Annotated in this window: 11 protein-coding genes and 1 pseudogene; 6 read left to right on the top strand and 6 right to left on the bottom strand. The window is 36.9% G+C overall.

The window, feature by feature from the left end; all coding sequences use genetic code 11:
* Positions 1-125: 125 nt before the first annotated feature.
* Complete coding sequence (locus tag C2M25_RS16235; protein ID WP_234003592.1) at positions 126-875, bottom strand: WYL domain-containing protein; 750 nt, start codon at positions 873-875, stop codon at positions 126-128.
* Positions 876-1,187: 312 nt separating this feature from the next.
* Here C2M25_RS16235 and C2M25_RS16230 point away from each other — a divergent pair, with 312 nt between their 5' ends.
* The 6 genes from C2M25_RS16230 (at position 1,188) to C2M25_RS16205 (ending at position 7,737) form a co-directional block, all read left to right on the top strand.
* Positions 1,188-1,499, top strand: a complete 312-nt coding sequence (locus tag C2M25_RS16230; protein ID WP_105181569.1) for a hypothetical protein — start codon at positions 1,188-1,190, stop codon at positions 1,497-1,499.
* Positions 1,500-1,521: 22 nt separating this feature from the next.
* Positions 1,522-2,160 (top strand): helix-turn-helix transcriptional regulator, encoded by a 639-nt coding sequence (locus tag C2M25_RS16225; protein ID WP_105181568.1) that lies wholly within the window; start codon positions 1,522-1,524, stop codon positions 2,158-2,160.
* 454 nt (positions 2,161-2,614) lie between these two features.
* Positions 2,615-2,962, top strand: coding sequence for a hypothetical protein (locus C2M25_RS16220; protein ID WP_105181567.1), 348 nt, complete (start codon positions 2,615-2,617; stop codon positions 2,960-2,962).
* 401 nt (positions 2,963-3,363) lie between these two features.
* On the top strand, positions 3,364-5,109 hold the full coding sequence (locus C2M25_RS16215) for a hypothetical protein (RefSeq protein ID WP_105181566.1): 1,746 nt from the start codon (positions 3,364-3,366) through the stop codon (positions 5,107-5,109).
* Positions 5,106-6,842, top strand: coding sequence for a hypothetical protein (locus tag C2M25_RS16210; RefSeq protein WP_105181565.1), 1,737 nt, complete (start codon positions 5,106-5,108; stop codon positions 6,840-6,842). The genes C2M25_RS16215 and C2M25_RS16210 overlap by 4 nt, the downstream gene beginning before the upstream one ends.
* A complete protein-coding gene (locus tag C2M25_RS16205; RefSeq protein WP_105181564.1) occupies positions 6,835-7,737 on the top strand; it encodes a hypothetical protein in 903 nt (300 codons plus the stop codon). Before C2M25_RS16210 ends, C2M25_RS16205 begins: the two co-directional genes overlap by 8 nt.
* A 226-nt stretch (positions 7,738-7,963) precedes the next feature.
* Here C2M25_RS16205 and C2M25_RS16200 read toward each other — a convergent pair whose 3' ends face one another.
* The 5 genes and pseudogenes from C2M25_RS16200 to zipA form a co-directional block, all read right to left on the bottom strand.
* The gene (locus C2M25_RS16200) at positions 7,964-9,148 is read right to left on the bottom strand and encodes a hypothetical protein (RefSeq protein WP_105181563.1); all 1,185 of its coding nucleotides are present in this window, start codon (positions 9,146-9,148) and stop codon (positions 7,964-7,966) included.
* Positions 9,145-10,806 (bottom strand): AAA family ATPase, encoded by a 1,662-nt coding sequence (locus C2M25_RS16195; RefSeq protein ID WP_158679735.1) that lies wholly within the window; start codon positions 10,804-10,806, stop codon positions 9,145-9,147. The genes C2M25_RS16200 and C2M25_RS16195 overlap by 4 nt, the downstream gene beginning before the upstream one ends.
* A gap of 75 nt (positions 10,807-10,881) precedes the next feature.
* Positions 10,882-12,822, bottom strand: coding sequence for a BRCT domain-containing protein (locus C2M25_RS16190; RefSeq protein WP_105181561.1), 1,941 nt, complete (start codon positions 12,820-12,822; stop codon positions 10,882-10,884).
* A gap of 26 nt (positions 12,823-12,848) precedes the next feature.
* Positions 12,849-14,048: pseudogene (gene ligA, locus C2M25_RS16185) on the bottom strand (NAD-dependent DNA ligase LigA); the annotation flags it as partial.
* An 82-nt stretch (positions 14,049-14,130) separates the two neighbouring features.
* Positions 14,131-14,868, bottom strand: a complete 738-nt coding sequence (zipA, locus tag C2M25_RS16180; protein WP_105181560.1) for a cell division protein ZipA — start codon at positions 14,866-14,868, stop codon at positions 14,131-14,133.
* Between the last annotated feature and the right edge of the window lie 31 nt (positions 14,869-14,899).

The raw sequence follows: 14,899 nt of genomic DNA, 5'->3' as shown, positions 1-14,899 counted from the left end.
TTCACTTTTATCTTTTTTTAATTAATTTTTAATAACATACAATGACACTTACATTAAGAAATACATTCACTGTGACATCATAAGTTACACTTTCAATCTCAATCTGCCTTAGTCAGTCAAAATTATTATCTGCTTTTATAAATTGATTTATAGTCGATTAAATCGACCAAACTGTTTTTATTCTTCAAATACAATTGGTACTCGTCGCCAGTTAATGTTGCGTCTTCTGTACAATCAACATTCCACTGGCGGAGTAAGTAAATTGCTAAAGCGGATCGAACCTCAAGGTGAAGCATGCCCTTTGTCATGCCATAGTCCATTTCAATCGCCTTGCTATGGCTAAGCCTTGGATGAGGTACTAGCTGCAATTCACACACCGTATTCCAAACACTATCTGCCTCAGCTAATTCATAATTATGAGGCTCTGCTTCTATTAGCTCTACTCGCTTGAATCGCGTGCAAACAAAATCCCGAAATTCTTTACCCTTACGATCATATGCTCTTACATGCCAACGGTGGCCGCTATTAACAATGGCATGTGGTACTAACTCTCTCTTGGTCGTGCCGCTGCTGAGTGACTCATATTCGCACCAGATTGCTGAGTTAGAGTAAATCGCTCGCATAATGGCAGAAATGATATCAGCGTTTGGATAAACCAACCGAATCGCATCAAAGCATGTTGGCGACTTCTCATGTGGCAACGAGAAGCCGTCTACAAAGCCGTTTGCCAATGTTCTTAGAACTGATTCGGGATCGTGCTCGAAAATGGCTCTGAATGTCTCTGTGCGCACATATCGCTTGTTTTCATGCATGAGCACAGCATTGCCAGGTGCCAACTCCCTATACAGAGAAAGGTCGCGAGTACATGAAGCCAAACCAGTTCCAAATTTTTGGATCAAGTCTGCTCTTGCTATTTGACCAAAGAATTCAAGGCTATAGTCAATAAAAGCGAGGCGTTCGCGTTGTGCATGATTCAGATTTTCGAGCTGCATACTTTAATAAAACCAAGTTTTAATCAAAGAACATTAGCTTAATCAGCTCTATGGAGCAATCAAATTGATGTAATCATTTTGATTACTTAAGGGTTGATGGTGTAGTCTTAGTGAATAAGAGCATTCTAATTTACGTTTAGCTGCGTATATCTCGGTGTATTTAAATACGGACACATTTTGCAAAAAGGTGAGCATATGAACAAAGATGTTCATGATGATGAATTTGTATCGATGATGAGACTATGGGTCATTAAGAATGGTACTTACCCGCTCGAATTAATTACATTTCTGCGGGCAAAGAATCAGGAGAAAATTATTGCAATACCTCAATACGTCGATCCTGATGAATACCTTTATCTGGGGGCAAAGTCGTATGCAACATATCAGTCAGCATTAACAAAAGTAGGAGCGCTTATGGATAAAATGAATTACCCAGAAGCACTACATATATTTAAGGAAAACCACCCCCTAAGTGTGTCCAAAGCCGCTCAGAAAAATGATTTTTAGCTATATAGAGAACCTGCTTTAAATGTTTGAAGTTATTGTTAATTTTGAAGTAAAAGATAATTCATTAACTATGGATGAGATAGATGATGCCCTCTTTGAAGCAGGATTCGATGATGCGATTGTTAGTCATCCAAGAAACGGAAGAGTTGCAATAGAATTAAGTCGAGATGCAACTAGTTATTCTGATTTAGTCGAATCAATTGTTTTCGAGGTAATGAATGCTATCCCGCTTGCAAAAGTCATCGGGGCTTCGTGTGAAAGTTGTCAAACAAGCCAAAAGCAACAACCAAACCCTTTCAAGAACAACGGTTTGGATAACCCAGGAGTTGATGTTACGACCTCTAGAACTCGCAGCCGACAAAAGCTTAAATATATTGCTGATATTGAAGACGATGATATTGTGAATGTTCCAGATGGCAAAGAGATGCTACATCCTGCTAGATATTTCGAGGCTTTGTACTTACATAAATTCCGAGCTCAAGGACTAGGCAATACTGACCTCGGTAAAATGTTAGACCTCCCGATCGAGCAATACGATGATTTTCTTAAAGGGAAAATAGGCGTAACAGTTTCTTTAGCTGAGCGACTTGAAGTGGTAAGCGGAATGCCGCGTGAATTCTGGTTACGCGCACAACGAAAATTTGATAATTCACGTAAATAAAATTGTTGGTGATCAAAATGAAGGCTTATATGAATATTTGAGCTTATCATCAAAGCTTCATTTAGTATTGAGATCAGAATGAAGCCTTATTTGAATATTTGAGCTTATCATCAAGGCTTCATTTTAGTATTGAGATCAGAATGAAGCCTTATTTGAATATTTGAGCTTATCATCAAGGCTTCATTTTAGTATTGAGATCAGAATAAAGCCTTATTTGAGTATTTGAGCTTATCATCAAGGCTTCATTTTAGTATTGAGATCGGAATGAAGCCTTGTTTGAATATTTGAGCTTATCATCAAGGCTTCATTTCAGTATTGAGATCAGAATGAAGCCTTATTTGAATATTTGAGCTTATCATCAAGGCTTCATTTCAGTATTGAGATCAGAATGAAGCCTTATTCTAATATCAAGAGCTGATTCAAGACTAATTAAATACCATACACAGGTTGATATATGATTATGAAAGTAGGTAAAAATGGAGCTATTCCGCTACCAGACAACGAAGAATGCAAGTTTGCTATCGGTGATATTCTATTATGTAAACTTACTGAAGATAAGTGCTCAATTGAGCTTGAAAAGTTTTCAGATCAATCTTTAAATAATGAACAAATAAAAGCCCACGGCTCTTTAGTTCGTGTTGAGCCACTAAACCCTGATGACTACAATAAGCTATTCGACTTAAATAACTTTTTCGGTATCTTAGTCATTGATAGCTGTAAGCAACCCTTCTTCAATCAAAAAGAAAGCACACTATGCACGACTTATGGTATGCACAGCAAATTTACTCAACTGATGATGTAAAGATAAATTATCGGGAATAATAAACGAATATTATATGTAACGACTAAATTAAACAAAGCTTAAAATGCATGGCAACATCAAAATTTAAACGTTACTGTAACATTTATAAAACATTCTGCGCCTCTGGAGTAGGTCCATGATTATGCAACCAGATGGCTATTTTTGCATAATCAAAAGCAGTTGCGTAAAGCTAATGACAGAAACTCACTTTCAGTGGCTGCATAAGCTCCACTTTTACGAGGGTTAAAGAGGAGTGTCACCAAGATGCTACGGATACCAGTTAAACAACCCAAATCCGTCTATTATGCTACGAACAAAACTGGCACATAATTTTCTTACATCTTACCTGTTGATTTATCAACCAACTGCCCCAATAAACCTGCTTAAGAACAAGTACTTCTATGTATGGTGATTTAATTAGCGTGTCTGAAATAAAAACAAAAATTCTAACTGCAATAAATGAAAACCGCTTTATTAATGAAGTTCTAGAGCTAGAAGACAGAAGGAAAAATACTGAAAGTGTTGTTAGTGAACTTATAGAGTTACACAAGGGTCTTATAATTAATATACCTGAGCTATTTTTAAGCCTTGATGATACAACAGGACAGTATAACTTATTCTTGGCTTTAGACTTTTTTTCAAAGCTATTACCAAAGCTTGATATTGAAGTCAGCGAGGCAATCGAAGTTGTTGACTACCTACACGAATTAAATCAGCAAGACCTTGCTTCAGGTACGATATTAGATGCTTATATTGACTTTTGTGTTGCAAGTGAAGATCGAGTAATTGATAGCCTAAACTACTCAATAAAACATAGTGAAACAAAATCCCATTTTATTCCATTGTCTTTAATAGCTGGTTCACGAGTTAACTTCCCGAAATACTTCTCTCAAATAATAGAGCTTACAACTAATAAATCCGCTGTAGTTAAAACATCCGCTGTTTTCGCACTTGGACGCATCGACTACGAAGAAAGACAAGAAGAGACAGAGCATGCACTGAAACAAGTATCAGAGATAGTCATAAAAGAACAAGTATCTGACTTATACGCTAACGCTTTAAAAACAATGATATCGCTAAAACGAGCCAATCCTCAATTAGCAATAGAAGAAGAAATTGACAATATTTTATCGGTTACTGACGATGCTGTATTGCATGTAGCGTCTTCTACTTTTGCACATCAACAAGATGTAATCACGCAAAGTATTTCTTCAAAGCTATTAATTTATTTACTTTCAACAGATACTAGAAACAAAGGTACGCTAAGTAACATTGACTATGGTTTAAGCAGACAGATCAAAGCTGAAAATATTGATTCTGTACTGGAGTTTATTGAACCCTACTTGATTACCAATCAAAAGCACATAACTATCAATAGCTTTAGCTGCACTATTCGAATGCTACTGGACAATGACAATAAACACTTAAGCTACATAATAACTAAATGGCTCAGCTCCAAACAAACGTTCTTGTGTAGGGCTGTAATGGATATACTCGAAAATGTATACGCTGAAGAGTTTTCAATTTACGCAGATATTAAATTACTTGGCAACGATACTGATAAAAGAATATTTACAGCAAGAAAAGCTGTAGGGTGGCTGTTCCTCAAGCCAATCACAGCCGCTAGCTATTTAATTTCATTAATTGATACTGCCAGCGATGAAGAAGCTCAACACATAGAAGAGCTATTGTTCGAACCTCTACTGCTAAGTTACTCAGGCAAAGTAAAGCGATACTTAATCAAACAAAAAGAAATTGGCAATGAGAAAACGGCTCAAATAGTATCAAGAGTATTCAGCAGGCTATTGTCATACGATGAAGGACTAAAATCTGCCTGGGAAATAAAAGAGCTTCGATGCCCCCAATCACAATACGAGGCTTGGCATAGGCACTTTAACCAACAAGTGTCAGAGTCTTATAAGGAAACTAAGAAAGGTTCAATCACTGAGCTATTTACTAGTGTAACGCTTTTGTACGGAAACTGTTCTATTCATCAAGTTCACCTAGGTGATGGTGATTCTAAACGAGTAGAGTCTCCTCTCCAGTCATTTGAGCACTCTACTGAGTTTCCTAGACTCGATTCACTAGACCCTTACGGGTGCGATTTTGACCTGCGCGTTCTCAGAGTAGAGGGGTGTGACAAATGAAATTAATCATCAGCCAATATCTTGCTTCGTTAAGAGAACGTGATGAATTAGATGTAATACTACCAGATCTGTTAAGTGAACTAGGACTAACAGTATTTTCTCGTCCTGGAAGAGGCACAACCCAAGACGGTGTTGATGTTGCGGCTGTCGGCTCTTTAAATGGTGAGTCAGAAAAAGTTTATCTACTGTCAATAAAGTCAGGGGATCTAACTAGAAGCACTTGGAATGGAGATTCTCATCAAGCACTTAGACCTTCATTAGAAGAAATTATTGACGCTTACATTCCAAACAGACTCCCTGTACAACATAGAAACAAAGAAATTGTAATTTGCTTATGCTTCGGAGGTTTTATCAATGAGCAAGTACGACCAAAGGTAGAAGGCTTTATTGCTCGCAATACCCTTGAGAAAATCAGTTTTGCTGAGTGGAATGGCGACTTTATCGCTGATTTAATTATGCGAGGATTTCTAAAAGAAGAGTTGCTCCCTATAGACGCTCGCTCTATGCTCAGAAAGTCTTTGGCACTTATTGATGAGCCAGAGTACTCATATCAACATTTTTGCAGACTGGTTCACTGGTTTAGCAATCAAGAAACTAAAGACGATAAAGAGAGTTTAACACTACTACGGCAACTAAATATTTGCCTATGGATTCTTTTTTCCTGGTGCCGAGACGCTAATAATCTCGAACCAGCCTATCTTGCAAGTGAAATTACATTACTAAACGCATGGGAAATAGCTAAGTCGCACAGTGCATCAAACTTAAAAATATCTAAAAATATCATGAGTACGTTCTCATCATGCCTACACACTTATCGATCTATCACTAACGAATACTTAGATAAATGCATAACCCCACATGTTGATAAAAGGCATGCGATTTCAAATGCAGTTAACCCTATGTGCAAATTCGACGTTAACTTAAGGCTATTTGATTTACTTAGTAGGTTAAGCATGCAAGGCATCTGGCTTTCAAATGAAATAAGACAGAACTACGCTAACAGCGAAATCGTAAGCGAAAATTTAATCAATAGCCTGCACGAAAATTTCGATGCAGTAAAAAAACTCATACGTAACAACCCTGTTTTACTGTCACCTTATAAAGATGACCAAGCAATTGATATAGGCATAGCGCTATATTCTCTTTCCCTTGATCAATCAAATATGACTTTCATAAAAGATTGGTTAAAAGAGTTAATAGAAAGAGCTACGTTTTCATATGAAGCTAATGGTATTTTTCCAAGTATTACACACGATTACGCAAAGTTAATCACACTGGGAGAGCGGCAAACTAAAGAGCAGAAAGAAGAACTTACAAAATCTAGTGTGTTGTATCCACTAATTTCGACTGTAGCTTCACTGTACAAAATGGAAGATATCTCTAAAGCAATAGGTGATTTTTGCGAAAAATCACTAAGCCATTGTGCTATGCAATACTGGTATCCGCTGGCTGATACTGAGGATTTTCTTTATACAAACAAACATAGGCACGGGGGAGTAGTTCATCCAATCGATCTTTTTGGTAAAGTTGAAGACAGGCTTGAGCAAATATTTGACGAGTGTACCAACACAGAATATTACAATAAATTGAGTGCTATTGAAGGTGGGTTAGAGCCACTAATAGCGATGGCATGTAGGCACTATAGATACCCATTGCCTATCCACTTCTGGCTAGATGATTATGAACTATTCAAAGAACAATTAAATTCAGCTGAGGCAGCAATTAATGGCTAGTACACTTAAAGAGCAGTTAATCACAATTCTACTTACCTCTGCACTAACTAGCACAGGTTGGGTTGGTGTCCAGTATTACAACGCAACTAAGCAACAAGAACAATTTTCCAATCAATTGTATAAAGAGCTATACGACAAAAGCGCAAAAGCACTTGAAGAGATTGATGACAAGTACTCAAAATTAATGGATTTCTATGCCACTAAACATGGTTTATCAACTCACGAATATAAGAGCGAGTTTAACGAATTTAAAAATGCCGTTGAGGGTTATAAATCCTATGTAAAAGAGCTTGAACGCTATGGGAATTCATCACAAGTAAAAGCAGCTAACTACCTGAAAGAGTTGATATGGGGTCTTTATGGTGACTTCTATTTACACTTTAGCACTATTGAGCAAGTAGAAGGCCATGTTCAGTTAGTGCTACTTAATCAATATTCAAACAGTGAGTACTTTGACGCGTTAAATGAAACTTTAGATAATGATTTGGATAGCTTAATACAGCTAGAAAACCGGACTTATTATGAAGTTAGCCAATATAAGAAACCGCTAATTGACGCTTATAGACAATTTTTAAACTACCATTTCAGATCATCGTTAGGTCTAGAGGCGACTGAAGATATGGTAAATGCGATAAATTCAATTGCAAGTAAGCAACAGAGAAATCCTGAAAATGAATACAAAGATAAAGCTCTTCCTTTTATGTTTTCCGAGCAGCGAGTCTACCAAGCTGCAACGCTTGATTTCTCTGAATCAGATGATTTTTTAAAGCAAAAAAACGCCGCTTTAAAGCATAATACTAAATTGAAGTTCATCGCCCTTGTTATCGAAAATGAACCAAGTCTAAAGAGCAAACTTGAAGAGCAAGTAAAAGATAAAAAGGAAGTTATAGAATAACTACCCTTGAACCATAGTCCATTAAATGGGTAAGTTGAATACTTCGGACTTTAGTAGATCTAATTTGACTTTCTAACCTGTAATAATGTGATCACGTCAAAATCGCTTGATACTTATACCGTCAGTATCCCTTGGTAATCACACTTATCCATCTAATCAAAGGTAAAAAAGATTAATTTCAATAGCTTAGCTAGTAAGTATTATCAAAAACATCTTATTTATAGCGTCATTTTTTAGTTGAAAAATTTTTACCAGTTACTTTTCTTAACGTATCAATCTTAAATTTTTGAAGACGCCTATCCTTGATTGGGACTGTTAAATCAACATTTAAATCATGGTGTATAGCCTTGACGTCACTCAATTTTTTTTCATAATCACTTTTATCCAAACACATTATAAATTTATTGCGTGTAAAAATGTCTACAAAAGTCTCTTTTATATCCTTTTTGTTGTATAAGTTTTTGAAATTAAATAGCTCAAAGTTTTTACTGAAATTTTTATCATCATTAACTTTAACAACTAAATTTTGGACAGTAGCTCCTTGATCTGGAGGATATTCAAAATCAAATAAAGTATTGTCACTAATACCATCAATATAAGGGTTTCGATAATCAAGCATTACCCTATTTCTTTTGTACTTTTGGTTACATTTCTCTCCTGCTGGCAACAAATTTGATAATGTTAAACTCAAAAATGGAAATTTAGCTTTCGGATGAAAATGATCTAAATCAGGCCTCGTTGTACAAATATCATCACCAAAGGTCTCTGTATCTTCATAATTACAATATGGGCATATGTTTATATCCAACTCCTTTGTAAGCTCAGAAGCAAACTTCTTCGCCATGCTGTCGTAATCAAAAACAATAGCCAATTCATGAACCCAATTGTCAAATAAACCTAATTCTTTTTTGTTTAGTAAATAATTTCCAGATTTGAAGTTATTTAACCTATTTAGATATTTTTTTATTTCAGATGCCACATTAGTACTTTTTAGACTTGATATAACATCAAAAATAACAACGGATTCTTCTATATTTAATAAATCATTAAGCTGATTAATAACTTCTTCCTTGTATGCTTGAATAAGACTCTTTGATGCCTTGGTAGAAATATTCATATCAAGAAATTCGGGCTCGAGATTCAAACCACTCAGACTATACTCTAAGCAATACCTCTCAGCCAAAATAGGAACTAAGCTATAAAACTCATCAATCTTTAAAATTAATTTATCAGGAGAAAGTAATATCAGCTCTTTCAATCCTTCACCTGTTATCAAACCTCTTAAATTATCTGAATAGGGTTTTGGTACTCTATTTAATAAATCTAAACATTTTTCCTCTAGAGGATTGATAACTAAATCAGTATATCGCGCCAACAGTTCTTCACGGCAAGTAAAATCAACCCTTATCATGGCTTCCTCAAGAACATATTTCTAATTGAAATATCCTCAATCCTAGAAATAAGCAATCTATCCTCATGAGTTAGATTATTTTCATCTCTGCGTTTTAAAATAGAACTAAGGAGTTTTTTAGAATACTCTCCAAAAGTAGAATTTAGGTGCATTCCATGAAGATATAGATCTGTAATTTGCGTACCAAATCCATATGCTTTGCACAAAACTGTTTTCCCTTCATTATCAACTTTTAATGACACAATATCTTCGGGAAGGAAGTCGCTGACAATGATTGGTGAGTGAGTACTTAAAATTAACTGAACTCTATCTTTTGGAAACATTAATCCAATAAAATTTAGTAAATCCTCCAAGAAAGTTCTTTGCCAATCAGGGTGCTGAAATAAATCAACCTCATCCATCACAAGCAAGTATTTTTCTTTTTCATTCCGTTTTTCACTGTTAATAAAATGAAAAAGCTCAGAAAATAAATTCAGCCTAGCAAATTCGCCAGTGCTGAGGCCATGCCAACCAAAAATAAAGTTAGTCGATATGTTTGAAGGCAACAACTGTATGGCCCCAGTCAATCTTACAATCAAATCAACATTGGATGTCGAAATTTCATTACTCCCGACAACTGTAAAGTCTTCTTGGTAAAAATCTAATAACCTTCCAACATCCCAAAACACTTTCGAAATTTCATTGAATTTTTTAGCAATTATTAATGTATCCATTTCAAGTAGACTTTCATCGCTCCTGATAAAATCAGAAGCTACTTTCTCTATGAGACCTTTAAGCAACTCAAATTTTAGACCTCTCTTATCAAATTCAACTAAGAAAGAAATAAAGAAAATATCCCTTTTTTCAGATGGGATAATCGAAAGTGAAGAGAGATTTCTTACAATAGATAATAGGTTTATGAATAACAACTCTTTACATAGTCTATGAGGACTTGAAAATGAGAGCTCATCCATATGATTATTTTCTATTACATTTTTTACTGCAATTAATTGCTCATTATCTAAACTAGATCTTAACGCTTTGTTATTTATTAAAGAATTAACATATGAAACGGAGGATTCTTTAAACTTAAAGTTAAAAGTAACTTTTGTTCTCTCAAACCCATCATTCTGGTACATCGAAAAATATTCTAATAAACGACTTGTTCGTTCAATTACTTTCCTTTTAGATCCTTTCGCGTATTGAGATAATGACAAATCATGAACAAATTTTTTGGCCTTGCTCTTTACAAATGAAAGCTCTTCAAGACCAGTCAAATTATTAGCTTTAATTAACTTAATGGCGCTACTAGACACAAAAGATTTATAAGATGGTTCAATCTTAAATTTAAAGCTAGTTTCTATACCTTCTTCATTTAAATATAAGTTAATAGGACAAACATGATATCGATTTAGGACTGAGTCATAAAAAATTATAATCCCACTCGAATCAGTCAAACCATATGCTTCTTCCAAGAAGTTTAAAATTGTACTTTTACCAACCCCGTTATTTCCTATAACCGCACTACATTCAACGCCGTTGTAATAATTAACCTCATTCTTTTTAAAACGCAAAATGAGGCTTTGATCATCATAAAAGCAGCCGTGCTTGCCAGAAAAAGGAACGTTCAACTTTTTTATAACTTTATATTCTGAAATATAAACATGTACTAGCTTCAAAAACTTAACTCTCCATCCCTTGAATGCATATATTATTTGTAGTGAACAATTAAACTATGACCTACCTAAATTCATCTATGTAGCTAAAAAATCGATATATTCTTGCTCTGTAAGAACTGTGACACCTTTATCGCTGGCAGCCTTTATTTTTGTTTCGCCAACCTTCTCACCTGTTACTAAATAGGTAGTATTACCAGTGACTGATTTAGCCACCTTAGCTCCAAGAGCTTTTGCTTGCTTTTCCATGTCGCCACGAGAACCTTGTTGCATCGAGCCGGTAAAAACGACTACTTTTCCAGCGATAGGAGAGCTTGAGTTTTCTCTATCGGATTCCTTTGGTGTGACACTTAAGTTAAAACCAAGGTTGTACACCTTGAAAAACTCTTCTCTAACGTTTGCAAGTCCCTCGACAATTGCTTCTGCACTTAGTTGTGCAAAGCCATCTATTTTTACCATCTCCTCGACTGATACTTCGAAAAGCTCAATGATTGAGTGATGTTGAAGTAATTTTTCACAGTTTCCTCCAGCTAATCGGCTAACACCAAATGCTGCAAGAAATTTCCAATCTTCAATTTCGATGTCTTTACTTGCTTGTAATTGGTCAACGAGGTTTTGAGATGTTTTATCACCGAATCCAAAACCAACAAACTTATGCTTTGGTATTTCATAGATTTCGTGAATATGCTTTATGCCGTAATTGGTTATTTTTTCAATGACTTTCGGGCCAAAGCCGTCGACATTACCTAATGTCTTAAAAAAATGAATAAGCGTATTCTCTGTTTGAGCAGGACAATCTGACTTATTTGGACACATTAAATGATCACCTTCCCAAATAAGGTGAGCATTACAGCTAGGGCACTTTTCTGGCAACTCAGGTTTAGTTGATTTTATAACCATTTCAATTTTTGGAATAACCAAGCCACTTCTAACTAGTTTAATGATTGCCCCTGGACCAACTCCATTTGTTTTCACCATATTATAGTGATGGACTGTTGCTTTGCTTAAAGTTGCACCACTCAGTTTGGTCGGGACCAATTCAGCTACAGGGGAAACACGACCAGTCCTTGAAGTCTGAGGAATAACTCTCAACACTTCAACTTCAGCAGATTCATTATTCACTTTGAACGCAATTTGCCACCTATGGAACTTTCTAGTAGCCCCCATATGTTCTTTAACTAGCGTATTAGTCGATTCTATGATTAATCCATCAATATCAAAATCAACTGCATTCCACATCTTTTCAAGAATACTCTCGAAATTTGACAACAATTCATCAATACTTCCTGTCCAGTTCTGTAATTCTGAAAAAGGGTAGAAAACACAGGCGCCGTCGTCGATTGCTTTTTGGACGTCTTCATCGACTTTCTTTTCGGCAATAATCGCTGCTTGTATATTTCGAGAGTTCTCAAATTTATCACTTAATACTTCATCAAAATAACTTTTCTTAATTACGATTTCACCGGGTCCTAATCCTCTTGCCGCGTTATTTGCAACTTTGAGACCTCGTTCAAATGCACGAGTAATGTCTTGACCCCTAGTGCCATCACCACGGGTATAAAGTGTTGTTCCATCATCATATGCAGCATAACCATCAAGCTTTGGAGTGATTTTTAGTTCAATTAACTTTCGATCAAAATTAATTTCTGAAGCTGCTTTTATAATTCTCTCAGTCCACTTTTTTATTTCTTCAAAAGAATAAGCCTTATCAGTCGACAGCATTTTTTGAGGGAGAGGGACCGTTTTACTGTCAATCAGAACTTCAGGCTCTACATTTGATAAGAAAGGATTGTCAGGATCTAAATCACGGAAGTAAGATAAATAGTCATCGTACGTCTTATCTTCAATAATAGGGTGGCCAGATCTATAGAGCGCATTGGCAACTTTAAGAAGTGTTTCCAACTCTTCAACACTGTACTTGCTTAAAGAAAAAAGATTCTCTACATCAGTGACACTAAGTTCTAGATTTAGCTTTTCAATAATAGCGATTTGGTTTTCGTTTAATTTATAGTTAGACATCACTACTACCCTTATGCTGCCATTTGGAATTCTAATTGCGTTCTATTTGAAACATTTGTGTTCAGGGTGACACCCACATCACCCGCTCGGCGGATAATCACGGTATCGCCAATTTTAACGCCTAAACGGGCAATTTCATCGCCATTGTGAAGCGTTGCGTTAGATACCGTCACGCCACCCACAAATACCGGCTCTAATCGTGCTACAGGGGTAATAGCGCCAGTGCGGCCTACCTGAAACTCAACATCAAGTAATTGGGTGATTTCTTCTTGCGCAGGGAATTTAAAAGCAATTGCCCAGCGTGGTGCGCGTGCCACAAAACCTAAACGCTCTTGGCGTTTTTTGTCGTTAACTTTAATAACCACACCGTCAATTTCGTAGGCAAGGCTACTACGACGCGTCAAGATATCTTGGTAGTAATCAAGTGCAGCTTGCTGGCCTTCAACCAGTTTTGTTTCTGGGCAAAGTGGTAAACCCCAATCGGTAAGTTTAGCAAGCTGTTGATAATGATCTTCTGGTAACTGCCCATCTGCAACAAGCCCAGTGCTGTAAGCATAAAACATCAGTGGACGTTTTGCTGTTACTTTAGAGTCAAGCTGACGTAAGCTACCGGCCGCAGCATTACGTGGGTTAACAAAGACTTTGTCGCCACGTTTTTCGGCTTCACTGTTTAGTTTGGCAAAACCAGCGCTGTCCATAAATACTTCACCGCGCACTTCAAGCTCTGCTGGGAAGTCATCGCCACGTAACTTAAGCGGCACATTACGAATTGTTTTCACGTTTTGAGTGATGTTTTCACCCACCATACCATCGCCACGGGTAGCCGCTTGAACCAAAACACCATCACGATAAATAATCGATACCGCTAAACCATCAAGCTTTGGCTCACAACAAAAAGTCAGCTCATTGTTGTCCATTAAACGCTCTTTGATACGGCGGTTAAATGCGGCAAACTCTTCTTCTGAAAAGGCATTATCAAGTGACAGCATTGGCACTTGGTGAGTGACTTGCTCAAACTTATCAAGTGCTGCGCCACCGACTTTTTGAGTCGGAGAGTCAGGGCTTTGAAACTCAGGATTAGCTTGCTCAAGGGCGCTTAATTCGCGCATTAAACGGTCATATTCAGCATCAGGAATGCTAGGTGCATCCAGCACATAATAATTATGGTTATGCTCTTCTAACTGGGCACGAAGTTGGCTAATTTGCTCAATGATAGGGCTGGACATGAAAACCTCAAAAATCTACATAAAAAAGCCACTTCGACGACTTAACGCCAAGTGGCCTAATACTTATACTCTGTTTGTGCGACTAAGCTGAAAAGCTGCGTACTTTCTCAACATACTCACGAACGCTTTCAACCGTCATTTCTTCTCGGTTGCTATCTAAAATAGTTGCACCAAATTCATCGGCTAGCTTTTTAGCTGCACTGTGCAACATATTGAATGCACTTAGACCATCGCCATCACATGGTAAGGTCATAAATAAACTAACACCGGCCGTGCTGAACTGTTCCATATTATCAATATCAAACGTGCCTGGGTTGTACATATTCACTAAACGGAATAACACCGGGCCTGTGCCTGCTGGGTCTAAGTGACGGTTAAAGAAACCTTCTTCAGAATACTTAAAGCCTAACATATTAACGGCTGGCAATAATTGGCTGCCATCCATTGTTAAGCCCTCTGGCATTTGTAAATGCACAATAATAAAATCGGTTGGAACTTGTGCATCTGCAGCTGGTTCTTCTTCAACTTCTTGTTGCTGAGTTTCTGCTTCAGGCTCTTCAACAACCTGTTCTGACACAGCTGGTTCGTCGTGACTTTCTGCTGAGAAGCTTAAATCACCAAACTCTGGCTCATCACGCTCTTGCGATTTTGCAGTCGCAGGCTCTTGAACCTCGCTGGTCGTTTCATTTGGTTCAACCCGCTCAACTGAAGGCGTATCTGGGCTGTCCTTTTTACGCACCGACCATAAGCCGTGAATTAATAAACCACCAATGACAAATACACTGATTACGATTAAAGCCCATCTTAATTCTTCGGCCATCCCCTCACCTTTATTATTTGATATGCCTAAA

Origin of the sequence: Pseudoalteromonas sp. T1lg21 (assembly GCF_002964625.1) — a bacterium.
In the GTDB taxonomy this organism is placed as follows: Bacteria; Pseudomonadota; Gammaproteobacteria; order Enterobacterales; family Alteromonadaceae; genus Pseudoalteromonas; species Pseudoalteromonas gelatinilytica.
The sequence above is the reverse complement of the archived record's forward strand: the minus strand, read 5'-3'. Positions and strand labels throughout refer to the sequence as shown.

What these genes read in the sequence shown, in the direction of transcription:
- C2M25_RS16225 (WP_105181568.1), top strand. Translation starts at nt 1,522, where the DNA reads ATGTTTGAAGTTATTGTTAATTTTGAAGTAAAAGATAATTCATTAACT.
- C2M25_RS16210 (WP_105181565.1), top strand. Translation starts at nt 5,106, where the DNA reads ATGAAATTAATCATCAGCCAATATCTTGCTTCGTTAAGAGAACGTGAT.
- C2M25_RS16190 (WP_105181561.1), bottom strand. Translation starts at nt 12,822, where the DNA reads ATGTCTAACTATAAATTAAACGAAAACCAAATCGCTATTATTGAAAAG.
- C2M25_RS16230 (WP_105181569.1), top strand. Translation starts at nt 1,188, where the DNA reads ATGAACAAAGATGTTCATGATGATGAATTTGTATCGATGATGAGACTA.
- zipA (WP_105181560.1), bottom strand. Translation starts at nt 14,868, where the DNA reads ATGGCCGAAGAATTAAGATGGGCTTTAATCGTAATCAGTGTATTTGTC.
- C2M25_RS16220 (WP_105181567.1), top strand. Translation starts at nt 2,615, where the DNA reads ATGATTATGAAAGTAGGTAAAAATGGAGCTATTCCGCTACCAGACAAC.
- C2M25_RS16200 (WP_105181563.1), bottom strand. Translation starts at nt 9,148, where the DNA reads ATGATAAGGGTTGATTTTACTTGCCGTGAAGAACTGTTGGCGCGATAT.
- C2M25_RS16215 (WP_105181566.1), top strand. Translation starts at nt 3,364, where the DNA reads ATGTATGGTGATTTAATTAGCGTGTCTGAAATAAAAACAAAAATTCTA.
- C2M25_RS16205 (WP_105181564.1), top strand. Translation starts at nt 6,835, where the DNA reads ATGGCTAGTACACTTAAAGAGCAGTTAATCACAATTCTACTTACCTCT.